Source organism: Blautia sp. AF14-40 (genome assembly GCF_003479665.1).
Lineage (GTDB): Bacteria > Bacillota > Clostridia > Lachnospirales > Lachnospiraceae > Fusicatenibacter > Fusicatenibacter saccharivorans.
The window spans coordinates 101185-126613 of record NZ_QUHK01000008.1; the positions used below are offsets into that span (position 1 = coordinate 101185).

Genomic DNA, 25429 nt, shown 5'->3' on the forward strand with positions numbered 1-25429 from the left:
TTTTTTCAGTTTTCCATTGACAATTGCATCACTGGTGCTATAATAAAAACAAACATATGAATAAATGTTCATATGAACAGTGAAAATGAAAAAGGAGATCAAAAGCGATGAAGAAAACGTATAAGATCGATGTTGACTGCGCAAACTGTGCAAACAAAATGGAAGAGGCTGCAAAAAACACAGCAGGTGTAAAGGATGCTACCGTAAACTTTATGATGCTCAAAATGATCGTTGAGTTCGAAGACGGACAGGATCCAAAGAGCGTTATGCAGGATGTTCTGAAAAACTGCAAAAAAGTTGAGGATGACTGCGAGATCTTCCTCTAAAATAAAAAACTTTCATCGGCGGATGGAAGAAAAAGCTGGAGCAGAATAGATTCTAAAACCTGTCTGCGGTTCAGCTCGAGAAAAATCCAGTATTTTCTCTCTGGAGCAGCGGATTTGGATCTGTAAATCTCTGGGATGAAATGCTGGATTTTTTCATCCGGCGGTAAGAACAAAGGAGGCATATGTATGAATAAGAAACAGAAAAAGGTTCTCATCCGCGTCATTGTTGCATCGGTTCTTCTGATTCTCTGCGCGGTACTGCCGACAACCGGCTATGTGCGATTTGCAACCTTTATGGTTCCTTATCTGGTCATCGGATACGATATCCTGAAAAAGGCCTGGAAGGGAATCCTGAACAAACAGGTATTTGATGAAAACTTTCTGATGGCTGTTGCAACGGTCGGTGCCATTCTGCTTGGCGAGTATCCGGAGGGCGTAGCCGTTATGCTGTTTTACCAGATCGGCGAACTGTTCCAGAGCTATGCTGTCGGAAAGAGCCGCCGGAACATCAGCGAACTGATGGATATCCGCCCGGATTATGCAAATATCGAGGTAGACGGAAAACTCGAGCAGGTTGATCCGGATGAAGTTGAGGTTGGCACAATCATCGTTGTACAGCCTGGTGAAAAGATTCCGATCGATGGTGTGATCGAAGAAGGAAACACCACACTGAATACCAGTGCCCTGACCGGAGAGAGTGTTCCGCGTGACGCCCGGGAGGGAGACGAAGTCATCAGCGGATGTATCAATATGTCCGGTCTGATTAAAGTAAAAACAACGAAAGAGTTTGGAGAGTCCACCGTATCCAAAATTCTGGACCTTGTGGAAAACTCCAGCTCCAAGAAATCAAGATCCGAGAACTTTATTTCCAAATTTGCGAAATACTATACACCGGCAGTCTGCTACGGTGCGCTGGCGCTGGCAATCCTGCCGCCGCTGGTACGGATGCTGTTTTTAAGTGCCGCTCCTGAGTGGAGCGTATGGATTTACCGTGCGCTGACCTTCCTGGTTATCAGCTGCCCTTGTGCACTGGTCATCAGTATTCCGCTCAGCTTCTTCGCCGGTATCGGCGGCGCAAGCCATGAAGGTGTCCTGGTGAAAGGTTCCAACTATCTGGAAACACTTTCCCAGACCAAATACGTTGTATTCGATAAAACCGGTACCATGACACAGGGTGTCTTTGAAGTAGCCGGTATTCACCACAATACGATCAGTCAGGAAGATGTTCTGGAATACGCAGCACTTGCTGAGTGTGCTTCGAGCCATCCGATCAGCAAGAGTCTGCAGAGAGCATATGGAAAACTGATCGACCGAAGCCGTGTCACGGACATCGAAGAGATCAGCGGAAACGGTGTAACAGCAAAGGTAGACGGTAAAAATGTCGCTGCCGGAAATGCAAAACTGATGGAGCGCCTTGGCGTTGATTATATCGACTGCCACAGCGTCGGCACCATCGTCCATGTTGCTGTAGACGGCAAGTATGCCGGACATATCCTGATCTGTGATATGATCAAACCGCATGCGAAAGAGGCGATTCAGGCGCTGCGGAAATCCGGTATTAAAAAGACGATTATGCTGACCGGAGACTCCAGGCGGATAGCCGATCAGGTAGCTGCAGATCTTGGAATTGATGAAGTTTACAGCGAACTGCTTCCTGGTGACAAAGTAAGTAAAGTGGAAGAGCTGCTTGCTGCAAAGACAGAAAAAGAAAAACTTGCCTTCGTAGGTGACGGCATCAACGATGCACCGGTACTGTCCCGTGCCGATATCGGTATTGCGATGGGAGCACTTGGTTCCGACGCAGCAATTGAAGCAGCTGATATCGTTCTGATGGACGACGATCCGCTCAAGATTTCCAAAGCAATTCACATTTCCAGAAAATGTATTCACATTGTTTATGAGAATATTTATTTTGCAATTGGTATCAAAGTATTGTTCCTGCTTCTGGGAGCCATCGGTATCGCTAACATGTGGATGGCAATTTTCGCAGATGTCGGAGTTATGATTCTGGCGGTTCTGAATGCAATTCGTGCTCTGTTTGTGAAAAATCTATAGAAAGACGAGGACACAAAATGGCAAAAATCAATCCGGATGAAGCTGATCTGTGCTGTGACTCCTGTGAGGTTCATGAAAATCTGGTAAAGATTGTCAATGAGACCATGCCGGATGAAACAGAGCTTTACGATCTGGCAGAGCTTTTCAAGGTATTTGGTGATTCCACGCGGATCCAGATTCTGTTTGTCCTGTTTGAGGCAGAGGTATGCGTCTGCGACCTGGCAGAAGCACTGCACATGACACAGTCCGCAATTTCCCACCAGCTTCGCATTCTGAAGCAGAATAAGCTGGTAAAGAGCAGACGAGAAGGAAAATCGGTGTTCTACTCTCTTGCAGATGGTCATGTACGGACAATCATCGCACAGGGACAGGAGCATATTGAAGAGGATTAAAAAAAGCATACGATAGCAGAAACGTCCCGCAAATGAAATTTCTCATCTGCGGGACGTTTCTGCTTTTCACATTCATTCTTTATTTGGTAAACCATGCTTCCCGAACATGCTGTTTTAGAAGGTTCCGTGCATTTTGGAAGCTGTTTTTTTACTTTGTTTACATAACCGAATTATGTAAAGTATTTCTTGGATTTCATGATTTATACTCCTCGGAGTAATACGGAATGCAGAGATACATACCGTCCGTGATCTGGTTGGAACTCAGGTGATTGATCTCACGGACCTCGGCAATGTAACTGGAAATATCGGAGTATTCTTCTGTACGGTATTCTTTGGCGATGTCCCACAGTGTATCGCCGGAAGAAACGCGGATACTGGTGTAGTATTTGTAGGTTGGAGCTTTCGGCTCACTGTCTGCCTGCGTATTCTGCGGCGTGAAGTGGAAGATTAAAAGAAATGTGACGGCAACCAGAGACAGGAGAGCGGCGGCTGCGCGGATCTGCAGTTTTCTTCTCTGGATTTTTCGTCTTTCTCTCAGTGATTTTCTTTTCTTTGCATTGGTACTCATGTAAAATTCCCCCTTGATTTGTGATAGAAGAGTAGTTGTGCTACGTGAACATTTGTTCTTTCGAATATATGTTCATTATAATAAAAGAACGTATGTTTGTCAATACGAAATACGAACAAATTTTCGAAACTTTTGTTTGCGTTCCGGTGGGATTTATGGTAAAATTTATTTGGTATATTTTAAGCAAATATCGTATAGAAAGAGGGGACTACCCTAATTCATATAAAAAACGAAACGACAGGAGGAACATACGATGGCTGGAGACAAAAATAAACTGACAGAGAAACAGAGACAGATTCTCGAATATTTAAAACAGGAAATTTTGCAGAGAGGATTCCCGCCGTCTGTGCGTGAGATCTGCGAAGCGGTTTCCCTTCGTTCTACATCCTCGGTACATGCACATCTGGAAACACTGGAGCGGAAAGGCTATATCAAACGAGATGCAACAAAACCGAGAGCCATTGAAATCTGCGATGAAGGATTCCATACCGGCCGCCTTGGTGCAATCCAGGGAATTGCATCGGAAGACACCGCATCCCAGAGTGAGGTTGCACAGATTCCGCTGATCGGCAAAGTAGCTGCCGGAGAACCGATTCTTGCGGTAGAGAATATTGAAGGATATTTCCCTATGCCGGTAGACCGTCTGCCAAACGCAGAAACGTTCCTTTTAAAGGTACAGGGCGAAAGCATGGTAAATGCAGGTATTTTAGACGGTGACCTTGTTCTTGTGGAACAACAGGCAACTGCGGAAAATGGAGAAAAAATTGTCGCTCTGGTCAATGATTCCGCTACAGTAAAAACATTCTACAAGGAAGACGGTTATTTCCGCCTGCAGCCGGAAAACGATGAGATGGATCCGATCCTTGTGAATGATCTGCAGATCGTAGGAAAGGTAATCGGAGTATTAAGATTTTTATCCTGAAAAATAAAAGAAGAAAATAAAAAATGTTGTGAAAAAACGAACAAGAAATCGGCCTGTAAAATTCGGCGGTTTCAGAGGAAAAACCGGTGATTTCTGAAAGTAACTCTCCAACTATTCGAAAAACCTGCGTTTCCCGAATAGTTATATAGAAGAAATACTTCTTTTATTTTCCCGGTTTTTCTGTTTAGAAAGGCTCATTTGCAGTTATGAAATCAAAAATTACGTATCACGAACAAACCGATATGGAAAATACACTGAAGCTCCGCGAGGTTCTGAAGACGCTTCCCTCTTTTACTTCCGAATTTTTCCGCGGCATCAGCACAACGACATCGACCAGCACACGAATCAAATATGCATATGACCTTCGGATCTTTTTTCAGTATCTGCAGAAAGAAAATCCGGAACTTGCCAAAATTCCCATGGATCAGATGTCCGTTGATGTGCTTGACCAGGTCACTGCACTTGATCTTGAGGAATACACAGAATATTTAAAGGCTTATATCGGTTCCCAGGAATCTTATACCACCAACGGGGAAAAAGGCCTGAAACGAAAATTGTCGGCACTTCGGACGTTCTATTCCTATTATTTCAAAAAGGAACTGATTGAGACAAATCCTACGCTGCTTATCGATATGCCGAAGCTCCACGAAAAAGAAATTATCCGTCTGGAGCCAAATGAGGTTGCGGAGCTTCTCGATTTTATTGAATCCTGCGGCGACGGGCTGAGCAATCATCAGCGGGCCTACTATGAAAAAACAAAGGAACGTGATTTTGCAATCATTACTCTTCTGCTTGGCACGGGAATCCGTGTGTCGGAATGTGTCGGGTTAGATATTGAGGATGTCGATTTTAAAAACAATGGCATCAAAGTGCTTCGAAAAGGTGGAAATGAAATGTTTGTCTACTTTGGAGATGAAGTTGCCGAGGCACTGAAAAAGTATATCGAAGTCCGCGCAGGTATTACACCTGTGGCAGGACACGAACACGCACTCTTCTATTCGGCGCAGAGAAAACGGATCAACGTCAAGACGGTGGAAAATCTGGTGAAGAAATATGCGTCCCAGGTGACGACAACGAAGAAAATTACGCCGCATAAACTGCGTAGTACGTACGGTACGACGCTGTATCAGGAAACAGGCGATATTTATCTTGTTGCAGATGTTCTCGGCCATAAGGATGTCAATACGACGAAGAAACATTATGCTGCCATGGACGATGCAAGGCGCCGTCAGGCTGCCACAGCGGTACGGCTGCGGGAGTCCATGCCGGAGCATGAGGAATAAAAACATATCAGAAACCAAAAGAGGAATCAACAGGGATTATATCCCATTCGTTGATTCCTCTTTTTTATGGAGACGACTTCTCTCCTGCTTTTTTTTAAGTTACTCCGCCTTAATTGCCCAGCGCATTTTCGTTGAACTTGCACGGCTGTTGCGGATGCATTCTTCTTTGGAAGGACGAATGACTTCTTTTGAATATTCGGAATAAATACCGATCTGATACAGTCCCTTCATGGACTTTTTCACAAGCCGGTCTTCGCCGGAATGGAACGTCAGAATTGCCGCTCTGCCGCCCGGAGCAAGAGCATCCGGAAGTTTTTCCATGAATGCTTCCAGAACCTCATATTCGTTGTTTACATCGATCCGCAGTGCCTGGAAGGTGCGGGCGCAGGATTTTTTGATGGCTTCTTTTTTCTCGTCTTTCGGAAGAAAATCCAGTGCTTCAGCGATCAGATCACGCAGTGCAAACGTAGTGTCAATTTTCTTTCCTTTCCGAAGTGCCCGCGTAACAACCTGGGAAATTTCTTTTGCATACGGTTCATCGGCATTTTCAATGAGCATGCCTTCCAGTTCATCGCGTGCAACCGTGCGCAGACGCTCGGCCGCGGAAATTCCTGCCTCCGGATTCAGGCGAAGATCCAGCGGTCCATCATATTTGTAGGAAAAGCCGCGCTCCGGATTATCAATCTGCATGGAGGAAACACCAAGATCCGCCAGAATGAAGTCAAAGGGGCCGTATTTGGCAGCAACCTGATCAATATTGGCAAAATTCTGATGAAGAATCGTTAAAATCTCAGGGCCGTACCCCTGCGCGGCCAGTCGTTCTTTTGTTTTTGCCATCTCGATCGGATCGACATCCAGCGCACAGAGATGCCCTTTTCCCTGCAGGCATGCAAGCATACGGGAGCTGTGGCCGCCGTATCCGAGTGTTGCATCAAGTCCGTTCTGTCCCGGCTCGATCTTGAGAAAATCGAGGATTTCATCTACGAGAATCGGGATATGCATGCCGGCCGGTGTGCTTCCCTTTTGGATCACATGCTCAATGGTCCCCTGATATTTCTCCGGATTCAGTTCTTTGTATTTCTCATTGTAATTCCGCGGATGTGTGCCTTTGTAGCGGACGCGGCGTTTGTGTTCTTTCTGTTCTTCCATAAAATGTTCTCCTTATACTTCAAATATATTTAATCGAACATGTGCGTTCGAATATTTTCCAGATCAATTGGTTCTCCTGTCATCGGCTGCAGAAAGTGCAGTTTCCAGGCATGGAGCGCGGCACGGGTACCGCCGTCGCGGACTCCGTAGAGCGGATCTCCGAAAAGTGGATGTCCAATAGATGCCATGTGAAGACGGATCTGATGCGTGCGGCCGGTTTCCAGACGGCAGCACACGACGGCCCAGAAAGGATCCTGAAGGACAGCCTCGTAGTGTGTAGTAGCCCACAGGCCGTTCCCTTCTTTACAGATACGCATTTTAGTGATACGTTTCCCAGACGGATCGAAAGAATCAGGGTCATCTCCTGGAATTTGCTCCATGGAAAGACGAATGGTTTCTTTTTGCGTTTCTTCGGAAAAGGGATGGTGTACCAGAGCCAGGTATTCTTTTTTCAGCGCGCCGCTCTCCCGCTGCCGGGACAGTCTGGCAGCAGCCAGCTGATTCTTTGCAAATAGTACCAGACCCGATGTATCTTTGTCAAGACGGCCGATGCAGCGGAGTTCAGAAGGCGCTGTCGGTGTTTTTAACAGGGATGCGGCAGCATGTGTCAGGGAATCGGAATAATGGCCGTGGGAAGCGTGGCAGACCATACCGGATGGCTTGTCTGCGACACAGAGATCACTGTCCTCATAGAGAATCCGTACGCCGGCAGAATCACCTGATACCGGCAGAACCTGATCTTCGGAAAGGTGGGGACACTTCTGCTCATATCGAAAAGTGATTGTATCTCCAGTCTGAACGACTGCATTCGTGCGGCAGGAAACACCGTTTTTCTGAATTCCATCCGGAATATATTTGGCATGGCGGATTTCACGTGGTGTCAGGTACAGAAAACGTTTTAGAATTGTTTCCACCGACAGTCCCCCCTGTTCCGGAAGGACAAAGTGACACAGCTGCTGATAGTCAAATTGCGGCATAAAAGATTTTCTCCTCTTCACAAGTTCACATAATCATTTTATGTAAACTATATAAATACAAACAATTCAGTACGATGATGGTACACTATCTCTAGACAAAAACAGGTTTCACAGATCTCGCAAACCACGTTCTGTTTTACCGATTCGGCAAACAAAAAAATTTTATTTACAGATCCTCTAAGATCACCGTAAACGGCCCATCATTCACCAGTGATACTTCCATCTCAGCCCCGAACACTCCCGTTTCGACAACAGGAACCTGTTCCCGTGCTTTCGCGACCATATATTCATACAGTTCTTCTGCTCTGTGCGGCTCGCCTGCTTCCGTGAAGCTTGGACGGTTTCCTTTTTTACAGTTGGCATACAGGGTAAACTGTGAAACCATCAGAAGCTGTCCATCCACATCTGCCAGGGACTTGTTCGTCTTTCCATTTTCATCTTCAAAAATACGCAGTCCCAGCAGTTTTTTCATATACTTGTCTGCTGTTGCTTCATCGTCCCCCTGGCCGACACCGATCAGAACCAGAAAACCTTTCTGAATCGATCCAACAACCTTCTCTTCCACCGAAACACTTGCTCTTTTTACACGTTGTATAACAATTCTCATCTTTAAAATCCTTTCATAAAATGACCCTCCTCTTATTTTTAAGAGGAGGGTCGTTTCTCCTATGTTCTGTTTTGATCAGATGCTGAAAATCTTGCGGATTCCCGCTTCTTTAACTTCAATTGCCTGTTTGATCATATCTACGGTTCCATCGATACCGAATACACTGCTGTTCAGGCACAGGTCGTAGCTGTCTACCTCGCCCCAGCGTTTGCTGGTGTAGTAATTGTAGTAGCTTGCACGCTGTTTGTCGATCTTTGTGATCTTGTCTTTTGCTTTTGCATCAGAAAGATCATACAGCTTTGCGATACGGCGGATGCGATCCTGCATATCTGCTTTAATAAAGATGCTCAGCACGTTCGGATTTTCCTCCAGTGCATAATCTGCACAGCGGCCTACGATGACACACGGACCGTCCTGCGAAATCTTCTTGATGGCATCAAACTGCGCCAGAAATACCTTCTGGTTCAGCGGCATATCCATCATGGTAGATCCATAGCCGAAGGAGTAACTGTCCATAACCAGAGAGTATAAAAAGCTGTTGGTTGGTTTTTCATCGTGGTTTTCGAACAATTCCTGGCATAATCCGCTGTCCTTTGCTGCTCTCTCCAGCAGCTCTTTGTCATAGTACTTGATTCCCAGGCCATCCGCTAAAATCTTACCAATGGAATGTCCGGCGCTTCCGTACTGACGTCCAATCGTTATGATAGTTTTCATATAATCCGCTCCTTTCCATTCCGTCACAATAATCTGCTTTCACAGATGTAGTAACTCGCGTTTTTTCGTTACATCTAGTATACTACAGAATTCACAGAAAGTACAGAACATTTTGATAAAACTTATACAAATTAACTATATACTTTTTGAAATATCATTCTTTTTAAGCAGTTTCAGACATTTTTTCGAAACTGCAGCAACAGATTGGAAAAATATTCCGGAAGCGGCGCCTCAAACTCCATATAGGCACCGGTCCGTGGATGGATAAATCCAAGTACCATCGCATGCAGCGTCTGTCCCTGCAGGTTTTTCACCGGGCATTTCTTCGGGCCATAAACCGCATCGCCAAGCAGCGGATGCCCGATACTTGCCATATGGACACGAATCTGATGCGTCCGGCCGGTTTCCAGCTGGCATTCAATATACGTATAATTTCCAAAGCGTTCCAGCACACGGTAATGTGTGACCGCCGGTTTTCCGTTCCGTTCATTAATCGCCATCTTTTTCCGGTCTGTCGGATGGCGGCCGATTGCACCGCGCACGGTTCCCTCGTCCTCTTTCAGATTCCCATGGACAATTGCCCGGTACTTTCGGGTAATGGAATGTACAGAGAGCTGTTCTGCGAGGCTCTGGTGGGCGAAATCGCTCTTACAGATAACCAGGGCACCCGTTGTGTCCATATCGATTCTGTGGACGATTCCGGGGCGCAGAACGCCGTTGATGCCGGAGAGATTTCCGCGGCAGTGATACAGAACCGCATTGACCAGTGTTCCGCTGCTGTGGCCTGCCGCCGGATGTACGACCATCCCCTTTGGCTTATTGACGACCAGAAGATCATCATCCTCGTACAGAATATCAAGCGGAATGTTTTCTGGCTCCACGTTCAGTTCTTCCGGTTCCGGCAGAAGCACCAGAACGGCATCACCGGCGGCAACCTTGCTGCTTGCTTTCTGCGTTTTTCCGTTGATCGAAACCTTTCCGTCTTTTAAAAGCTTCTGCAGAAAAGAACGGGAACAGTCCGAAAAAGATGCGGCCAGGCACTGATCAATCCGTTTTCCGTCAAAATCCGGTGTAACTTCCAAAATCCGTTCTTCTTCAGCCATCGGACTCCTCCTTTTTGGCGTTTTTATGCAGAAATGCGAAGTCTTCGTCCTTGTAGTACAACAGATACAGCAGTAAAAAGACAGCGACCGATACGGTGACATAAATATCAGCTACGTTAAAAACCGGAAAGTTGATCAGCGAAACGTAGATGAAATCAACGACATAGTGATTCAGAAAACGATCGTAAAAATTTCCGACCGCACCAGCCGTCAGAACAGTCAGCACGGCAAAAAGCGGTAAAAAGCGGCGTGTCTTTGGAAGCTTGTAAAAGACAATCACCATGACGATCAGAAACAATACCGTCATCATAGCAAACAGCCAGTACTGATCCTGCAGAAGTCCGAATGCCATACCGCGGTTTTCCAGATAAAACAGCTCCAAAACCCCTGGAATGAGCTCGATCGACGGCTGGTCCTTCAGATACTGCACTGCCAGTGATTTTGTATACTGATCTGCTGCAAGCAGAAGGACAATCGCTGCCGCGCAAACCAGATAAACGGCCAGCGGAGAAAGTTTTTTACTCTTCATCGATCAGATCTCCATTAATAGAATTGATAGCTTCCAGCATTTCTTCATCTGTAACCGTGCGGTCCACCACAGCATGGCCGACAGACTCCAGAAGGATGAATTTGATCGTACCCTGTTCCATTTTCTTGTCCGATTTTGTTGCAGCCAGAATATCTTCCGATTTCAGGCCGTCCACGGTGATTGGCAGATAGAAACCGACGTTCATATCACGAATCTCGTAAAACTCTTCATCGGAGAGATAACTTCTCTTGTAGGAAATATAGGCAGCAGCAACGGTTCCAAGTGCAACGCACTGGCCATGGAGCAGTTCGAAGTTTTTGAGCTTTTCAATGGCATGACCGATCGTATGGCCAAGATTTAAAACGGCACGCTCTCCCTGTTCTGTTGGGTCATTTTCTACAACCTGGCGTTTGATATCGCAGCATTTCTGGATCATTTTCGTTAATACCGGCTCAATCCGCTCTTCGATCTCAGACATGTGATTGATGGTCCAGATGTAGAATTTTTCATCGCGGATCAGACCTGTTTTCAGGACTTCTCCCATACCGCAGGCAAACTGTTCGCCGTTCAGGGATTTTAAGGTTGCCATATTCATATAGACAAGACGTGGATGATGGAATGCACCGACCATATTTTTGTACTGGTCGAAATCGACGCCCGTTTTTCCTCCGACGCTGGAATCTACCTGTGCAAGCAGTGTCGTCGGAAGCTGGATGAAATCAATGCCGCGCAGATACGTTGCCGCCGCATAGCCGGTCAGATCCCCAACGACACCGCCGCCGAGTGCGAATAAAATGTCTTTTCTCTCAAAGTGGTTTTCAATCAGATGCGTGTACAGATCTTTGACGGTATCCAGATTTTTGCTTGCTTCACCAGCTGGGAAAACAAATGCGGTTACGGTCTCAAACAGCGGGGACAGTACATTTTTTACCTCTTCCAGATACAGTTCTGAAACCGTGCTGTCTGTGACAATGCAGGCCTTTTTTGCAGGGAGTTTTAAGTTCTCCACACAGCCGGCGAGGCGTTCGTAGCTGCCGTCCCAGACAATTTCATAAGAAAATTCAGTAGATGTGCCTTCTCTTTTAACGGTAAGTGTTTTCATAAATTATGCCTCCTGTATGTTCTTTCATGAAAAAAGCATCAGAATCCTGCATCTGATGCTTTTCCTTTGTTACTAAGTAAATCAATAATTGATCCAGTAGATCCATTTTAATTTACTGCAAAGATAATTTTCTTTAATAATCGGTACGGATATTTGGAAGATCAAAAGCTCCGCTTAAGATATCCTGGATGTCGCCGGAAATTTCTACACTGGACGGTGTCAGGATGAAAATATAGCTGGAAACTTTCTGCAGACTTCCGCTCATGCAGTAGCATGCACCACAGCAGAAATCAATGATTCTCTGGGCAATATCCACATCAATGCCTTCTAAGTTAAGGACAACGGTACATCCGGCCAGAAGCGTATCCGCGATTTCACGGGTATCCTCCATGGAAGCCGGTTTGATGACGCATACTTCCATATTTAATGCACCTGCTTTCTTTCTCATTGGAGTAACTTTCGAGGAAACCGGAGCAGCTGGCTTTGGAGCTCGTGCAGCAGCAGCCTGGCTTGAAGCGGTGGTCTTTGGCGCCGGCTGTTTACGCGGTGCAGTGTGAACCGGTTTCGCCTGCGGCTCTTCCTCTTCGTCCTCATCCTCGTTCTCCAGTTTACGGAAGAAACGTTTCTTTGGTTTTTCTTCTATATCATCGTCTTCTTCATCGAAGAAGCTATCCGAATCAGCATCCTCTTCCTCGTAATCGTCGTTCAGCCGGATGGCATCCAGAAATTTGTCTAAAACACTCATTCTTATACTCTCCTATTTTTAGTCCTGTGGCATTTGGCCAGACAGCCGTGCAGAATGCGCGGGGTCACTCTTCTTGGAAAGACTTCCTGTTATCTTTTACTGTAATCCCGTTCGCCAAAGACTCCGGTTCCAACCCGTACTAAAGTGGCGCCTTCTTCTACTGCTACTTCGTAATCGCCGGTCATGCCCATGCTCAAAATGGCCATACGTACATTATTAATGTTTTTGGCGGCAATGTCAACACTTAATTCCTTTAATTTGCGAAAAACCGGACGATTTTCTTCTGGATCTTCCACATACGGTGCAATGGTCATAAGTCCCTCCACATGAATTGCCGGAAGTTTTGCGATTTCTTCAATCAATGGAAGGGTTTCCTCTACGGAGACACCAAACTTGCTTTCCTCGCCGGCAACGTTTACCTCGATCAGGATCGGGATTTCGCAGTTGTGCTTTACCGCTTCCTCACTGATCGTTTTTGCCAGACGAAGAGAATCGACAGAATGAATCAGGGCAACTTTTCCTGCAATGTATTTTACTTTATTCCGCTGCAGATGACCGATCATGTGCCAGTGGATATCCTTTGGCAGCACTTCCTCTTTTTCTGTCAGCTCCTGCACTTTGTTTTCACCGAAATTGCGTTCGCCAAGATCATAGATTTCGGAAAGCATTTCGACCGGTTTTGTCTTGCTGACCGCAATCAGGGTAACTTCCTCCCGGTTCCGTCCGGCTCTTTTGCAGGCTTCTGTAATTTTCTTCTGGACTTCTTCATAGTTCTCTTTCAGCATATCTTTCTAACCTCCAGTATTTAATGCACAATATCTTCTTCACTGACGGTGGATGCATTTTCCACAATATAATCATACTGCGAAATGCCGTATTGCGTTTGTTTTTTTATGATAGAATACTCCGCATTCTGATCGATGATCTGAATTTTGCGGAATACAGCATATCCTTTGTTGATGCAGTAAACACCCTGCAGCGGAACCGTTTCTCCAATCTGATACGTTGTGGCGGAATCCTGTGCACGAAGGATATCTCCATCATTAAAAGCGGCCATGTCGACGTAATATTCGACCGGATTATCATTTTCATCATTGACCTGCTCATAGATCGTGGCGTTTACAAATTCTGTCACCGGCTGTCCGTTATCATCCAGCATGACATTTCCTTTTTTATCGGTCTTTTCCCGCAGGAAACCGGAAGAATTGCTGTCTCCGCCCTGTACGAGCATCTGCGCCGGGATTTTATAGAAATCTTTTTCCGTGATGGCAGTATTTGGAATTTTCAGTCCGCTTCCAGTGTTTGTGACCAGCTCTATTGAAAGAAAACGGTCTTCCGCATAACGGATCATCCCGCTTGTAAACGAAATGACAGCATAGTTCTGATCGTTAATGGACTTTAGATTCAGTGTTCCCGTCTGTGTTTTTCCGTCTTTCAGAAATTTAACTTTTATCGTACTGAAATTGGAAAGTGTAACGACCTGCTTATTCGTCACCGGAACGGCAATTTCCCACTGCTCATCTGTCACCAGACGGTATACTGCATTTCCAGTCTCCGTCTGCGCGCCGGAATCAAAGGAAACCACAGAGGCTTTCGTAGAGAAAAGCTCCGGCGTAAGGCTGTCCTCCGTATAGCTTTCATATCCATCACTGCCGTAGACGACAACACCGTCCTGATCTGCATAAAATATCGTCTGTGATGAGGAATCTCCGTTTTCAGCGGCAGCGGCAAGCAGCTTTGCGGAAAGTTCTGTTTTCAGCTGATAAATGCCGGAAAAGGAACTGGAATCATAATCAGAAGAAAAACGTGCGAGCGAGGAACGAAGCGACGTTCTCGTTGCCGCATCTGCCGAAATACCAGAGGTATCGGCATTTTCTGTTGCGGAAATCCCATAAACAGCGCTTCCGCGGCTGATTTTCGATGCATTTGGGGTATAGAACTGAACATATCCGCTGCCGGAGGAAAGCTGCACACTCTCTGTCCGCATGGCGAATGCGGTATAGGTATCATTCCGGGATAAAGTTCCCTGCACAACCTGAAAAGATTTGATATGATCGGCGGTCAGGTAAAAGAAAAGTGAAACTGCCATATAGAAAAAAAGGGCTCCAAAGATGATATTTCCAATATTCAACGCTGGAAAAGGGAAACGGATTCTCGAATGCCGGCGGCTGTTCTTTTTCTGCTTAGACAAAATGTATGCTCCTTTTATTGTTTAATCCATGCGCTAAAAGGACGGTGCCGTAAGCGCCGTCCTTTGGTTTTGTCGCTATGCAATTATTATAATACAGTTTTGGTTACAGTGCAACGATAATCTTATCCTGCATGCCTTCCGGAAGCTCTTCTTTATCCATGGAGACACTTAATACGAAGGTAATGTTATACTGCTTGCCAATGCCTTCCAGCTGTTCAACACAATCTGTGATGTCCTCGCCTTCCAGTTTTGCTACTTTCAGGAAGCTGTCGAGATAAACGCTTGCGAGATCGTGGTCCTGAGAAACGATACCGCAGATAAATCCGATAAATTCATCACTGTTTTTCAGAGGATAGTCGGTTGCGGAAATCAGACGTACTTTGTTGTTTAATTCAAACATGTGCTTTGTGCTCTTGTCAATATACACGATATTTCCGTTTGCGGTTTTTACCTCTGCATTTACTTTGTCTAACAGCTGTTTTGTTTTGCCTTTTCCCTTCTTGCCTACAATTAATTGAACCATAGCAGTTTCCTCCTTAGATTAGAATAAGATATTTTCACCAAAAACCTTTAAGTTCATGGTTTAATTATAGTACAATTCACCAACGTTTTCAATGGTAAAATGAAAAAATTCTGAAAAATCTTCTAATTTGCGGGGAAAGGAGCTCTGTTTTTCTAAACGGATACGACAATCTCCCGGAGAGGCAGAAAAAACGCCGTCCGGGGGATTGCAAAAAGATTACGTCAGGAGTTGATATTGGAAAGAAGAGTGTTCATGTCCTCGTACAGTTCCACTTTTGTTGATGCATGAAGAATGACTGAGATAAACGGTTCTCCGTATGCATTCTGGGATACCAGTGCCAGGCAGGAACCGGCCTCATCGGTCGTTCCGGTTTTTCCGCCGAGCACCGTCACGTTTTCCGGTGCGTTTTTCTCTCCGGTCAGATATTTGTCCGTGGAGCTTAAATAGATCGTTCCCGCCATACCGTCCGCATGCGTCATGTTCAGCGTGTAGGAAGACATTGACATCGTATTCTGGAATTCCGTATGCTGATAGGCAGCATACAGCATCAGATAAACATCATATGCAGTAGTGTAATGATTCTCATTGTGAAGACCGTGCGGGTTTGCAAAATGCGTACCGGTCATGGCAAGGGAAGCTGCCTTATCGTTCATCATCTGAACGAAATTCTCTACACTTCCGCCTACCTGGCGGGCAATCGCCATAGCAGCATCGTTGGCAGAATAAATCAACAATGCATGGAAAAGCTGATCCATCGTTACCGTATCGCCCACGGCCAGTCCACTCATCTGGGATCCATCTTCCAGCGCAAGATCCTCTTCTGTGATCGTTACCTGCGTATCCGGCTGGTTGTATTCCATGGCAAGGAGAGCCGTCATGATCTTCGTGATGCTGGCTGGGTAGACCTGATCATACATATTCTGCGCGAACAATACTTTTTTGTGATCCAGATCAAACAGTCCGGCCTTTACCTGTGAAGAAAACGAGATATCATTCAGCGGTACGCTCGTCTCACCGACACAGAGATCGGCAGAGAGCGTTTCAGCCTGAAACCGTTTTTCTGCCGAAAGCGGATCGGAGGCGAGCACCATACTTCGCGCAAACGGCTCTGTAATGTCCATCTGGCGGTCCTGACGGTACAGTTTCACACCGATCAGAACCGCAATAACAGCAACACAGACACCCGCGCCGATGATCAGGCGGTTTAAAATATGTTCGGTTTTTTCCGGAGCAGTCCCGTTTTTCTCCGTTACAGGCAGTTTCTGTTCTTTTTCTGTAGTATTAGTCGTTTCTCCGGTAGATTTCACGCCAGTCCATTTCTCCTCTGTCTAATGATTTGATCAGCATTTCTGCCGTTGCAAGATTGGTGGCAAGCGGAATGCTGTGTACGTCGCAGAGACGGATAATCCGATGGACATCCGGCTCATGCTGTTTCGGCTGTTCCGGATCCCGCAGGAAAATCACAAGATCCAGATCATTCTGTTCAATCTGAGAACCCATCTGCTGAACGCCTCCAACGTGTCCAGCCAGATATTTGCGGACGTTAAGTCCGGTTGCCTCTTCTACCAGACGGCCGGAAGTTCCGGTTGCGTAAAGAGTATGCTTGGCAAGTACCGAGCGGTAGGCGATACACAAGTTCTGAAGCAGCGTTTTTTTTGCATCATGCGCGATCAATCCGATGTTCATTGATGGTTTTCCTCCTTAGTAATTCATAGTTTCTGGTTACAAAATCCCGGTTCTGCAGTCCGACATTCAGGACAAGCCCCATTCCGATGTAAAGTGTTACAAGGGAGGTCAGTCCATAGCTGACGAACGGAAGCGGTGTACCGGTGTTCGGCAGGATTCCGGTTGCAACACTGATATTCAGAAAGCTCTGAAAGGCAATGAGTCCTGCCATACCGCAGCAGATCAACGTTCCTGACAGATCTTTTGCTTTCCGGGAAGTCCGGATGCATTCGACGAGAATCAGGAACAGGAGCAGGATGATTCCGCAGCATCCAAAGAAACCAAGTTCCTCTCCTGCCACTGCAAAAATAAAGTCATTATGGTTCTGGGAAACGAAATTTCCCTTATTTGCGGAAGAAACTTTATTGTTGTTGAGTCCTTTTCCGGTCAGCTTTCCGGAACCGATGGCTGTAATGGAATTCTGCTGCTGGAGACGGCCGTCGGCGTTGTCGGCATCATCGCTTAACCAGTCCTGAATTCGCCCAAGCTGATAACCAATCGTCTTGTCAAGAGCCGCCGGAAGCTGGAAATTCACCTGCGTAATGACAAGCAGAAGCGCAAGTACCAGTGCTGAACCGGAAACCAGAACAACGGCGATAACTTTGTAGCTTAAGCCCGCCACATACATCATAAAGCAGAACAGAACCATGACCGTAATCGTATTTTTCAAATCCGGCTGACGGTAAATCATAACGAGCGGCGGAATCAGAAGCCCGATCGCGGTAAAAATGGTTTTCGCCGTATTCAGATCTTCTTCATGCTTCATCAGAAACATCGCAAAAAACATGATCAGAAAGATTTTTGACAGCTCGGTCGGCTGAAACTGAAAGCTTCCGATCTGAATCCAACGGGTCGCACCAAACGTGTTTTTTGCGGTAGAACCGCCGAGATAAAGAACGCCAAGCATCATCAGATTTCCGATGTAAAGAACCCAGTAAAAATTCAGAAGCCAGCTATAGTCAAGCAAAGAGACAATAATCATGATGACTACGCCCAATACGACTCCGATGGCCTGTTTTTTCTGGTCTGCACTGTCTGCACTTCCGATCAGAAGCACACCAATGATGCTGATGGCAATCAGAAGAATGACCAGCCGGAAATTATAATTTTTCAGCTTATATCGTCTTAACATGATACTCCTCGTTTCTTTTCAATGGTATTTTCGCTGTCAGTATGACAGGGGTTGTTTGTGTAATGGTGACGGAAATTTCATCCGCCTCAACGGTAAGGTATTTTCCTGCAGCAGCAGAAAGATCATTTTTCAGCATCTGAAGCGATGCCGGAGAACAGTTCAGACGTTCTGCCATTAAAAGATTGGACAGACGTTCTTTTGCAACGAGGCCGGAGTGCGGCTTTCTGCCTGAAAATAAACCCATACCAGTTCCCTCCTATCGCCCGAATACACGGCGGAAAAATCCCTTTTTGCTGTCAAGATCCAAGTAGGGAACACTCTCCCCGAGGATCCTGTGGCTGATATTCGTAAAGGCTTCTCCTGCCTTGGAACCGCTTCCAGCGATCGCTTCGCCCTGGTTGGTGGCGATTACTACCTGCTCATCATCGGGCAGAATGCCGAGCAGCGGAACAGCAAGAATTTCCTGTACATCATCCACCGACATCATTTCACCGCGTTTTACCATATCCGGCCGGATACGATTGATGACAAGAGAGATATCCCTCAGATCCTGCGCCTCCAGAAGGCCGATGATGCGGTCCGCGTCCCGGATGGCCGAAACCTCCGGCGTAGTCACAACAATTGCCTTATTGGCACCGGCAACTGCATTTGCAAATCCCTGCTCAATGCCTGCCGGACAGTCAAGAAGAACAAAATCAAAGCTCTGTTTTAATTCATCGCAGAGTTTTTTCATCTGCTCGGGCGTTACGCTTGTCTTGTCCCTCGTCTGGGCAGACGGGAGAAGGTAGAGCTGCTCGTACCGTTTGTCGCGGATTAGCGCCTGCTTCATCCGGCAGTTGCCCTCCACAACATCCACAAGATTGTAGACAATCCGGTTTTCAAGGCCGAGCACGACATCCAGGTTTCGAAGACCGATGTCGGTATCTACCATCACAACTTTCTTTCCAAGCTGTGCCAGCCCGATTCCGATATTTGCTGCGGTTGTCGTCTTTCCGACGCCGCCTTTTCCTGATGTAATTACAATGACTTCACTCATCTGGAACCTCCTTGTTGAAAACTGTTCTGCATTTTCATGCCGCAGGATGCGTCCAAACCTTTGTTTAAAAACACATCCTTTCTCTTTTGCAGCTTTCTTCCCAGGCTTCGTTTCCGCCGGAAAAATTCCTTAGTCTGCTCTCACGCTTGCAACACCGTTGGAATTTGCCTGACCGGACAGAATATCGTCTGAGAGGCCATAGTAATAATCTAAGATATCCTTAGCTACCAACTCTGCGTTCATAGAAGAATATCCAAACGGAATGCGGACGGCAAGAGCAATATCGTCTCTGCTCTCATAGTGAGAGAAGCCCATAAACAGTCCATGGTTTGCACGTGTATGGTCTTCCTCCGCGGTACCGGTTTTTCCGGAAAGCTCTACCGGCCAGGATTCCGGGAAAATGGTCGCATTGGATACGCTGATTACTTTTCGCATGCCTTCGTGTACCAGATCCCAGATGCTGGAATCAACATCCATTTCTGAATTTACCGTCGGGCCGAAATCTGCGCCCATATCGATGTCATTGCCATCCGAATCCGTTGCTTTCTGCAGAAGGGAAAGATTATAAACCGTACCGGAATTTGCAATCGTTGTGACATAGCGTGCAAGCTGTGTCGTCGTATAGTTGTTGGTACCCTGACCAATCGAGGAAGGGATCGGAAGGGAATCGGTTACATTCGGATCGGTTTCCGAAATTTCGATTCCAGTCTTTTCATCCAGCTTAAACATATCGGCATATTTCTGGATCATTTCCAGAGAGCGCTTCTGTGTAAAGGTGCCGTTCTCATCGAGTCCCAGACGATATCCAAGCGTACAGAAGAACACGTTGCAGGAGTTCTGGATGGCACCGACAATGTTCAGATCTCCGTGGCCGCTCAACTGATGGCAGTGGACATAGTCAGATTCGTTGACAAGTCCTTCCCCGAACAGACCGTTGCAGTTGATGATACTGGTCGGAGTAATTATGCCTTCGCTTAATCCGGCAACCGCTATCAGTGGTTTAAAGGTGGAACCAGGAGCCGTCTTCTGCTGGGTTGCTTTGTTGTACAGCGGGCTGGATTCATCGGTATTCAATTTTGCCCAGTATGCGGTATCCATCTGGTTTGCCAGGCGGTTGTTGTCATAGCCAGGATAGGAAACACAGGCTAAAATAGCACCGGTATTCGGGTCCGTAATGACAGCAGAACCGGAACACGGATCGAGTGCAAGCTGTGCCGGGGTGATTTCCAGTTTGGCGATTTTATCGGACAGAAGCTGGAACGGTGTCATATTTCCTGCAACATAAGCGGCATAATCGTCATCCTCTTTCGTCAGAAGGTTCTGATCATACATCAGATTGCAGATATCATAGCCATCGAGCATATCCTGCAGCAGCATATAGTGATACATCTTTTTTGCAAATGTTGTATTGTTTGCCAGACGGTCCAGAATAACCTCCGTCAGCTTCTGATAAACCTCCTGAGAATCCAGGTAGGCATCATCCTGCGTCAGTGCTGAGACATCAATCCAGTTCTGGCTTGCCGCATACGTCAGGTAATCACGAAGAGAAATCGTTCCGTCATTCCATGCCTGATAGGTGGCGTCTTTCTCATCAATTGCTGTTGAAGAAAGAATACCCATCGTACTGGAAAGCAGCTTATCCACGATGAAGGTCTCATATTCCTGCATTTCATCGCTGAGGTCGTTGTAAACGGTTGCTGTTTCAACGGTCAGTTCCTGCGTAATCTCGGCAAGCACCTGCTGGAGCTTCTGCTGGAACAGTGCATAGATCCGCTGCTCACGCTCCGTGGCATCCGCCGCCGAGAAATGGGAAATATCAATCGTGCTGTTTTCGATCAGTGCATTGTATACATCGTAAATTGGAATCGGAACGGCATCCGTATTGGCAAGTGTTGAGGTATCAACGGATTTTACATCACTCAGATACTGTTTCAGAATGCCGGCAATTCTCTGTTCCAGAATTTTATATACCGCAATCTGCAGGTCATAATCAATCGAAAGATAGACGTTATTTCCCTGTTTTGGCTCAACCAGGGATCCCTCTACCGTTTCCAGCTCTTTTCCGACGTTATTAACGATAATCTCTTCTGATCCGTCGGTTCCCTGAAGGATTGTCTCCATATACTGTTCCAGACCAGATTTTCCGACGATGGATTCCGTGGAATACGTTTCTTCTTTTCCCTGGCTCTTCAGCTCTTCATTCAGTTCTGTCAGCTCGTCTGAGGACGCCTGGCCCGTATAACCGATCAGAGAAGAAAAATACTTTCCGTCATAATATACACGCTCGGAATCTTCCGAAATGCTGACACCCTGCAGAACATCTTCATTCTCCGCAATCGATGCAGTTGTATTGCTGCTGACGCCGGAAGCAACTGTCACGCGGACATACTTCTGATAATTCGTCTGTTTCATCTTATAGCGGATCACCAGAATTTCCAGACGCTCCTGATTGGAAAGAGAAAGGACCGCATTTCCGGATTCGTCTGTCTGGTATGGAAGACCATACTCTTCAAAATCTTTGGCAGAATATGCGTATTTTTCATCGTCAGAATAGGCATCCAGGCCAAAGCCGTCCGGTCCGGCAAGAAATGTCATCAGCGTTTCGGCACTGGAACTCTTCTGTTCTGCCGTCATATCGTCGATTTTCTTCTGTCCATAAATGTCTGCACGGAAACGGTCGCGGGTCGTTCCCTCTTCACCTGTAAAAACAAACGCACCGTTCTCATCCACTTCAATCGGGAAGGTGCTGGTGTCAATCGAGTCTCCGTTTGCACGAATCAGCTTACAGAGACGATAGAGTTCTGCGTTCAGAGAGAGAATACGTTCTTTTGTCGTGTTGTACGTTCCGTTATCCTCGATGGTTACGGAGTAGGAAACCTTATTTCCAGCGATCAGTTTTCCGTTCCGGTCATAAATATTTCCTCTTGTACTCTCAAGGGTTCTGGTTTTTGTGATTTGCAGTTCAAAATTATCCGCATACTCTTCTCCATGCACTACCTGCAGGATAAAAAGTCTTCCGATCAGGACGGCAAACATAGCAAGGAAAACCACACCAAGCAATAGGGTGCGGTTTTCACCGAGTCTGCGGAAAAATTTTCTTATCTTCTTAGCCATGGCGACTGTTGTCCTTCCATTTCATTTTCGGTCAGTTTACGGTTGATGATAAATAAAAGCCGGTAAAGCAGAATGGAGAGCACTACCGTGTATACCATTTCCGGCAGAATAATATGCGCCAGATAATCGAAAAAGTGCAGGCGCACGCGCAGCAGGAACTGCAGCACATACATCAGCAGACTGTAGACAAGATCGCTGGCAGCAACCAGTACAATGTGTACCTTAATATCATCGTCATAGAAGACTTTGCAGAAAAAGCCGTTCAGATAACCGATATACATGTAGAGCAGTGCGTAAAATCCAAACAGGCTGCCGTAGAACAGATCAATCATCAGACCGCTGAAAAATCCGACCATCAGTCCCTCTTTTTTTCCGCGCATCAGCCCAAAGGCGGACGTCAGAATCAGAAGAAGGTTCGGCGTTACGGACGCGATCTGAAAATACTGAAATACAGTTGTCTGTAACAGGAAAGCTGCCAGAATCAGAAAGGCAAGCGTGATTTTTCTGCGCATTTACTCTCCTCCCTGCTGTTTTAATTCTTTGATCACGAGAACTTCCTGAATATGTTGAAAATCCACAACAGGAATGATGTATCCCTTTTTCGTCAGGTGATTGGAGTCCTCGGTGATTTCACTGACATAGCCGATCAGAATACCGCGGAGGTATTTATCACTGATGTTCGATGTCACAATCTTTTCGCCCTCAGCTACCGTGTCGGTTGTATTCAGCTTGGAAAAGGCAAGCTTTCCGTCGCTGATCAGGCGCAGATCACCCGATACAATACACGTATCCGAGGTAGATGCTGTCATGGCGCTCACGGAACTGGAGTCATCAATGATAGAGCGGACAGTAGCGGAATTGGAACTTACCTCCTCAACAAGTCCAACAAGGCCGCCGTCTGCAATAACGTTCATATCTTTCTGAATCCCGTCATTTGATCCTTTGTTGATGACAAAGGTATCATACCAGTTGCCCGGATCCTTTGAGATGACCTGTGCTGCTACTTTTTCATATTCCGAGTAGGACTGGTCCAGCTGATACAGCTCCTGAAGACGCTGCAGCTCCTGCTGCTCCTGTACAAGCTGATTGTTTTCCTCAGTCAGATCCGTGACCTTCTGTTCAAGCTCCTCTTTCTCGGCAGACAGTTTTTTGACGTTCTGGAAACCGGTCAGACAGTCTGTCAAATACTCACCGATCTGGTTAATTCCGTTCTGAAACGGGATGATCACAAAGCCTGCGGCTTCCCGGATCGGCGTGACCGGCATTTTGTCTGCTGCACTGCCTAAAATGCCGGAGAGACACAGGAACGTCATGATGAAAAGTAAATGTTTGCTTTTTAGCTGAAATTTTTTCTTCTTATTCATAGCGGGTCCTTTTTGATAGATTTACTTCTTTTTATTTACCGTGTAAGCCCAGCGATGCAGCGCATCGTGCGTGATCAGTTCCTTGAGCCCACAGATGGTACAGAGGTCATAATACTGGGAAAGCTGCACCGGACAGCCGAGCTGTCTCGAAAGATAGCGGTCAATGTTCGGAATCCTTGTGCTTCCGCCGGTGATGTAAATACCCTCTTTCTGGATATGATCGTGGATCTGCGGCGGTGTACGCTCCAGCGCATGCTTGATTTCCTCGCCGATCTCATTAACACCGGAAAGGAGTGCTTCGTTTACGAGGGAAGAAGTAATGATCCCTTCCATTGGAAGACCGGATGCACCATCTACGCCGCGCACCTTCCGCGCCTTTTTTTTGTCTGTTCCAAGATCCGCCAGCGCAATCTTGACACGTTTGGCTGTTTTGGAGCCAATCTGGAAATTGTTTTTGCGGCGGTTCAGATTGCATATCGATTCGTTGAACTGTTTTCCGCCTACCGGGATGATTCTGGAAAAAATAACCCTCGCGTTGGCGATAACAGAAATCTCTGTGCTCTGCGCTCCGATGTTGACAATCATGGAACCCTTCGTGCGGTTGATCGGAATGCCAAGTGCCAGCGCATCCGCGATTGGTTTATCCACAAGATACATGCGGCAGTTTTTTAAGGCTCCCTTATGTGCAATCGTATAATAAGAACGCCGTTCAATCTCTGTCATATCGCAGGGAACTGAAAAATACAGCTCCGGGCGGTATCCCATGTGGCGCGTACAGCGGTGGAGAAGCGTGTGCAAAACGGCTTCTACCATCAATACATTCGCAATGCGTCCGTTGCTCATGGGGGTAATTACCTCGATATTGGAAGGCGTTCTCTCGTGCATTTCATATGCGTAATTTCCAACGGCAATCACCTGTTCGCGGTTGCGTATGGCAATCATATTTTTTTCTTTTGTGATTGTGTCTTTCTTCAGGTCATAGATTTTGACGGTACTGGTGCCAAGGTCTATGCCGTATACATTTCGAATCTGCATCGTGCTCCTTTAACTTGTTCCCTTCCTTTGGGCATTTCTGCCTCGGATTTTCGGGATCAGATTCCCTGTTCCAGCATACTGGTATAACAGTGATCCCCGATAATAATGTGATCCAGCAGGGTAATGCCGAGCATTTCACCCGCCCGCCGGATCTGCCGTGTCACGGTAATGTCGTCACCGCTTGGTTCCGGGATTCCGCTTGGATGGTTGTGAACCAGCAGAATATGAACCGCACGGAACTGCAGTGCCGCAAGAAAAAGCTCCCGCGGCGAAATCATCGTCGCATTGACCGTCCCTCTTGTGATTTCCTTTTCTCCGAGAAGCTGATTTTTTGTGTCCAGCATCATGCAGAGAAGAACCTCCTGATCCTCGTGGCGGAGACGTTCCATGTAATAATCCGCAATGGAAGCCGGATCATGAAAGCAGAGACCTTTTCTTGCTCCGGCCGCGGCCATTCGTTTGGAAAGCTCACCGATGCACTGGAGCTGGATCGCTTTTACTTCCCCGACTCCGCGGATCTGCAGAAGTTCCTGTCTTGTACAGTGATAGAGTCCTAACAGGCCCTCCTCTTTTCCGGGAAGGGAAAGAATTTCTCTTGCGAGCTCCAGGGATGTTTTTCCCCTTGCCCCGCATCGTAAAATGACAGCCAGAAGCTCCGCGTCGGAAAGGCTTTCCGGGCCGTTTTCCAGGCATTTTTCATATGGCTGTTCCATCGTCGGCAGGTTTCGTAATCCATTTTTTCTCATGTATTCCTCCCACCACTCTTCCGGGAATTTTCATGGAATACATTGGTTTGAATCACCCATCATTCTAGCACAACTTTCCGCAGATGTATAG

At 46.6% G+C, this 25429-nt stretch carries 27 protein-coding genes; 5 read left to right on the plus strand and 22 right to left on the minus strand.

Annotated elements, in window-relative coordinates; translation table 11 throughout:
- Positions 1-107 precede the first annotated feature (107 nt).
- The 3 genes from DWW13_RS08245 to DWW13_RS08260 all read left to right on the plus strand — a co-directional run bounded on the left by DWW13_RS08245 (position 108) and on the right by DWW13_RS08260 (position 2773).
- Positions 108-326, plus strand: a complete 219-nt coding sequence (locus DWW13_RS08245; RefSeq protein ID WP_055266075.1) for a cation transporter — start codon at positions 108-110, stop codon at positions 324-326.
- A 186-nt stretch (positions 327-512) separates the two neighbouring features.
- Entirely contained in the window at positions 513-2381 is a 1869-nt protein-coding gene (locus DWW13_RS08255) for a heavy metal translocating P-type ATPase (RefSeq protein WP_117801148.1), read from the plus strand.
- Positions 2382-2398: 17 nt separating this feature from the next.
- A complete protein-coding gene (locus DWW13_RS08260) occupies positions 2399-2773 on the plus strand; it encodes an ArsR/SmtB family transcription factor (protein WP_022462871.1) in 375 nt (124 codons plus the stop codon).
- 193 nt (positions 2774-2966) lie between these two features.
- Here DWW13_RS08260 and DWW13_RS08265 read toward each other — a convergent pair whose 3' ends face one another.
- Positions 2967-3341 carry a LysM peptidoglycan-binding domain-containing protein gene (locus tag DWW13_RS08265; protein ID WP_022462870.1) on the minus strand — a complete coding sequence of 125 codons (375 nt, stop codon included), beginning with the start codon at positions 3339-3341 and terminating at the stop codon, positions 2967-2969.
- Positions 3342-3594: 253 nt separating this feature from the next.
- Here DWW13_RS08265 and lexA point away from each other — a divergent pair, with 253 nt between their 5' ends.
- Both lexA and DWW13_RS08275 read left to right on the plus strand, forming a co-directional pair.
- The gene (gene lexA / locus DWW13_RS08270; protein WP_055217843.1) at positions 3595-4263 is read left to right on the plus strand and encodes a transcriptional repressor LexA; all 669 of its coding nucleotides are present in this window, start codon (positions 3595-3597) and stop codon (positions 4261-4263) included.
- A gap of 206 nt (positions 4264-4469) precedes the next feature.
- Entirely contained in the window at positions 4470-5546 is a 1077-nt protein-coding gene (locus DWW13_RS08275; protein WP_022462868.1) for a tyrosine-type recombinase/integrase, read from the plus strand.
- 99 nt (positions 5547-5645) lie between these two features.
- On the opposite strand, the gene rsmH is transcribed toward DWW13_RS08275, so the two are convergent.
- The 21 genes from rsmH to radC all read right to left on the minus strand — a co-directional run bounded on the left by rsmH (position 5646) and on the right by radC (position 25338).
- Positions 5646-6695, minus strand: a complete 1050-nt coding sequence (rsmH, locus tag DWW13_RS08280; RefSeq protein WP_022462867.1) for a 16S rRNA (cytosine(1402)-N(4))-methyltransferase RsmH — start codon at positions 6693-6695, stop codon at positions 5646-5648.
- A gap of 29 nt (positions 6696-6724) precedes the next feature.
- Positions 6725-7672: an RluA family pseudouridine synthase gene (locus tag DWW13_RS08285; RefSeq protein ID WP_118719821.1), complete on the minus strand. Its 948-nt coding sequence runs from the start codon at positions 7670-7672 to the stop codon at positions 6725-6727.
- 166 nt (positions 7673-7838) lie between these two features.
- On the minus strand, positions 7839-8279 hold the full coding sequence (gene dtd, locus DWW13_RS08290) for a D-aminoacyl-tRNA deacylase (RefSeq protein WP_022462865.1): 441 nt from the start codon (positions 8277-8279) through the stop codon (positions 7839-7841).
- A gap of 75 nt (positions 8280-8354) precedes the next feature.
- Positions 8355-8993: a cytidylate kinase-like family protein gene (locus tag DWW13_RS08295; protein ID WP_118600972.1), complete on the minus strand. Its 639-nt coding sequence runs from the start codon at positions 8991-8993 to the stop codon at positions 8355-8357.
- A gap of 173 nt (positions 8994-9166) precedes the next feature.
- A complete protein-coding gene (locus tag DWW13_RS08300; protein WP_055228144.1) occupies positions 9167-10096 on the minus strand; it encodes an RluA family pseudouridine synthase in 930 nt (309 codons plus the stop codon).
- Positions 10089-10625, minus strand: a complete 537-nt coding sequence (gene lspA, locus DWW13_RS08305) for a signal peptidase II (RefSeq protein ID WP_022462862.1) — start codon at positions 10623-10625, stop codon at positions 10089-10091. The genes DWW13_RS08300 and lspA overlap by 8 nt, the downstream gene beginning before the upstream one ends.
- Positions 10615-11727, minus strand: coding sequence for a 3-dehydroquinate synthase (aroB, locus tag DWW13_RS08310; protein WP_055217839.1), 1113 nt, complete (start codon positions 11725-11727; stop codon positions 10615-10617). The genes lspA and aroB overlap by 11 nt, the downstream gene beginning before the upstream one ends.
- Positions 11728-11860: 133 nt before the next feature.
- Positions 11861-12472, minus strand: coding sequence for a cell division protein SepF (locus DWW13_RS08315; RefSeq protein WP_055217838.1), 612 nt, complete (start codon positions 12470-12472; stop codon positions 11861-11863).
- Positions 12473-12561: 89 nt separating this feature from the next.
- Positions 12562-13257: a YggS family pyridoxal phosphate-dependent enzyme gene (locus DWW13_RS08320; protein ID WP_022462859.1), complete on the minus strand. Its 696-nt coding sequence runs from the start codon at positions 13255-13257 to the stop codon at positions 12562-12564.
- A gap of 20 nt (positions 13258-13277) precedes the next feature.
- Positions 13278-14561, minus strand: coding sequence for an HlyD family efflux transporter periplasmic adaptor subunit (locus DWW13_RS08325; RefSeq protein WP_147345099.1), 1284 nt, complete (start codon positions 14559-14561; stop codon positions 13278-13280).
- Between the two features lie 205 nt (positions 14562-14766).
- Positions 14767-15186: a hypothetical protein gene (locus DWW13_RS08330; protein WP_022462857.1), complete on the minus strand. Its 420-nt coding sequence runs from the start codon at positions 15184-15186 to the stop codon at positions 14767-14769.
- 221 nt (positions 15187-15407) lie between these two features.
- Positions 15408-16493 carry a D-alanyl-D-alanine carboxypeptidase family protein gene (locus DWW13_RS08335; protein ID WP_243004573.1) on the minus strand — a complete coding sequence of 362 codons (1086 nt, stop codon included), beginning with the start codon at positions 16491-16493 and terminating at the stop codon, positions 15408-15410.
- Positions 16468-16872 carry a methylglyoxal synthase gene (gene mgsA, locus DWW13_RS08340; RefSeq protein ID WP_022462855.1) on the minus strand — a complete coding sequence of 135 codons (405 nt, stop codon included), beginning with the start codon at positions 16870-16872 and terminating at the stop codon, positions 16468-16470. Before mgsA ends, DWW13_RS08335 begins: the two co-directional genes overlap by 26 nt.
- Positions 16847-18043: an FtsW/RodA/SpoVE family cell cycle protein gene (locus DWW13_RS08345; protein ID WP_022462854.1), complete on the minus strand. Its 1197-nt coding sequence runs from the start codon at positions 18041-18043 to the stop codon at positions 16847-16849. Before DWW13_RS08345 ends, mgsA begins: the two co-directional genes overlap by 26 nt.
- On the minus strand, positions 18027-18287 hold the full coding sequence (locus tag DWW13_RS08350) for a cell division topological specificity factor MinE (RefSeq protein ID WP_022462853.1): 261 nt from the start codon (positions 18285-18287) through the stop codon (positions 18027-18029). Before DWW13_RS08350 ends, DWW13_RS08345 begins: the two co-directional genes overlap by 17 nt.
- A gap of 12 nt (positions 18288-18299) precedes the next feature.
- Positions 18300-19079: a septum site-determining protein MinD gene (gene minD, locus DWW13_RS08355; RefSeq protein WP_022462852.1), complete on the minus strand. Its 780-nt coding sequence runs from the start codon at positions 19077-19079 to the stop codon at positions 18300-18302.
- 129 nt (positions 19080-19208) lie between these two features.
- Entirely contained in the window at positions 19209-22193 is a 2985-nt protein-coding gene (locus tag DWW13_RS08360) for a penicillin-binding transpeptidase domain-containing protein (protein ID WP_118719823.1), read from the minus strand.
- Entirely contained in the window at positions 22178-22705 is a 528-nt protein-coding gene (gene mreD, locus DWW13_RS08365; RefSeq protein ID WP_022462850.1) for a rod shape-determining protein MreD, read from the minus strand. Before mreD ends, DWW13_RS08360 begins: the two co-directional genes overlap by 16 nt.
- Positions 22706-23557, minus strand: a complete 852-nt coding sequence (gene mreC, locus DWW13_RS08370) for a rod shape-determining protein MreC (RefSeq protein WP_118719825.1) — start codon at positions 23555-23557, stop codon at positions 22706-22708.
- Between the two features lie 21 nt (positions 23558-23578).
- The gene (locus tag DWW13_RS08375) at positions 23579-24592 is read right to left on the minus strand and encodes a rod shape-determining protein (protein ID WP_118719827.1); all 1014 of its coding nucleotides are present in this window, start codon (positions 24590-24592) and stop codon (positions 23579-23581) included.
- A 56-nt stretch (positions 24593-24648) separates the two neighbouring features.
- Positions 24649-25338: a RadC family protein gene (radC, locus tag DWW13_RS08380; protein WP_022462847.1), complete on the minus strand. Its 690-nt coding sequence runs from the start codon at positions 25336-25338 to the stop codon at positions 24649-24651.
- Between the last annotated feature and the right edge of the window lie 91 nt (positions 25339-25429).

What these genes read in the sequence shown, in the direction of transcription:
- DWW13_RS08320 (WP_022462859.1), bottom strand. Translation starts at nt 13,257, where the DNA reads ATGCTGAAAGAGAACTATGAAGAAGTCCAGAAGAAAATTACAGAAGCC.
- DWW13_RS08295 (WP_118600972.1), bottom strand. Translation starts at nt 8,993, where the DNA reads ATGAAAACTATCATAACGATTGGACGTCAGTACGGAAGCGCCGGACAT.
- DWW13_RS08260 (WP_022462871.1), top strand. Translation starts at nt 2,399, where the DNA reads ATGGCAAAAATCAATCCGGATGAAGCTGATCTGTGCTGTGACTCCTGT.
- mreD (WP_022462850.1), bottom strand. Translation starts at nt 22,705, where the DNA reads ATGCGCAGAAAAATCACGCTTGCCTTTCTGATTCTGGCAGCTTTCCTG.
- lexA (WP_055217843.1), top strand. Translation starts at nt 3,595, where the DNA reads ATGGCTGGAGACAAAAATAAACTGACAGAGAAACAGAGACAGATTCTC.
- DWW13_RS08275 (WP_022462868.1), top strand. Translation starts at nt 4,470, where the DNA reads ATGAAATCAAAAATTACGTATCACGAACAAACCGATATGGAAAATACA.
- DWW13_RS08325 (WP_147345099.1), bottom strand. Translation starts at nt 14,561, where the DNA reads ATGGCAGTTTCACTTTTCTTTTACCTGACCGCCGATCATATCAAATCT.
- DWW13_RS08285 (WP_118719821.1), bottom strand. Translation starts at nt 7,672, where the DNA reads ATGCCGCAATTTGACTATCAGCAGCTGTGTCACTTTGTCCTTCCGGAA.
- DWW13_RS08255 (WP_117801148.1), top strand. Translation starts at nt 513, where the DNA reads ATGAATAAGAAACAGAAAAAGGTTCTCATCCGCGTCATTGTTGCATCG.
- DWW13_RS08350 (WP_022462853.1), bottom strand. Translation starts at nt 18,287, where the DNA reads ATGGGTTTATTTTCAGGCAGAAAGCCGCACTCCGGCCTCGTTGCAAAA.
- rsmH (WP_022462867.1), bottom strand. Translation starts at nt 6,695, where the DNA reads ATGGAAGAACAGAAAGAACACAAACGCCGCGTCCGCTACAAAGGCACA.
- radC (WP_022462847.1), bottom strand. Translation starts at nt 25,338, where the DNA reads ATGAGAAAAAATGGATTACGAAACCTGCCGACGATGGAACAGCCATAT.
- DWW13_RS08330 (WP_022462857.1), bottom strand. Translation starts at nt 15,186, where the DNA reads ATGGTTCAATTAATTGTAGGCAAGAAGGGAAAAGGCAAAACAAAACAG.
- dtd (WP_022462865.1), bottom strand. Translation starts at nt 8,279, where the DNA reads ATGAGAATTGTTATACAACGTGTAAAAAGAGCAAGTGTTTCGGTGGAA.
- mreC (WP_118719825.1), bottom strand. Translation starts at nt 23,557, where the DNA reads ATGAATAAGAAGAAAAAATTTCAGCTAAAAAGCAAACATTTACTTTTC.
- DWW13_RS08345 (WP_022462854.1), bottom strand. Translation starts at nt 18,043, where the DNA reads ATGTTAAGACGATATAAGCTGAAAAATTATAATTTCCGGCTGGTCATT.
- DWW13_RS08360 (WP_118719823.1), bottom strand. Translation starts at nt 22,193, where the DNA reads ATGGCTAAGAAGATAAGAAAATTTTTCCGCAGACTCGGTGAAAACCGC.
- DWW13_RS08315 (WP_055217838.1), bottom strand. Translation starts at nt 12,472, where the DNA reads ATGAGTGTTTTAGACAAATTTCTGGATGCCATCCGGCTGAACGACGAT.
- lspA (WP_022462862.1), bottom strand. Translation starts at nt 10,625, where the DNA reads ATGAAGAGTAAAAAACTTTCTCCGCTGGCCGTTTATCTGGTTTGCGCG.
- DWW13_RS08265 (WP_022462870.1), bottom strand. Translation starts at nt 3,341, where the DNA reads ATGAGTACCAATGCAAAGAAAAGAAAATCACTGAGAGAAAGACGAAAA.
- aroB (WP_055217839.1), bottom strand. Translation starts at nt 11,727, where the DNA reads ATGAAAACACTTACCGTTAAAAGAGAAGGCACATCTACTGAATTTTCT.
- DWW13_RS08245 (WP_055266075.1), top strand. Translation starts at nt 108, where the DNA reads ATGAAGAAAACGTATAAGATCGATGTTGACTGCGCAAACTGTGCAAAC.
- mgsA (WP_022462855.1), bottom strand. Translation starts at nt 16,872, where the DNA reads ATGAACATCGGATTGATCGCGCATGATGCAAAAAAAACGCTGCTTCAG.
- minD (WP_022462852.1), bottom strand. Translation starts at nt 19,079, where the DNA reads ATGAGTGAAGTCATTGTAATTACATCAGGAAAAGGCGGCGTCGGAAAG.
- DWW13_RS08300 (WP_055228144.1), bottom strand. Translation starts at nt 10,096, where the DNA reads ATGGCTGAAGAAGAACGGATTTTGGAAGTTACACCGGATTTTGACGGA.
- DWW13_RS08375 (WP_118719827.1), bottom strand. Translation starts at nt 24,592, where the DNA reads ATGCAGATTCGAAATGTATACGGCATAGACCTTGGCACCAGTACCGTC.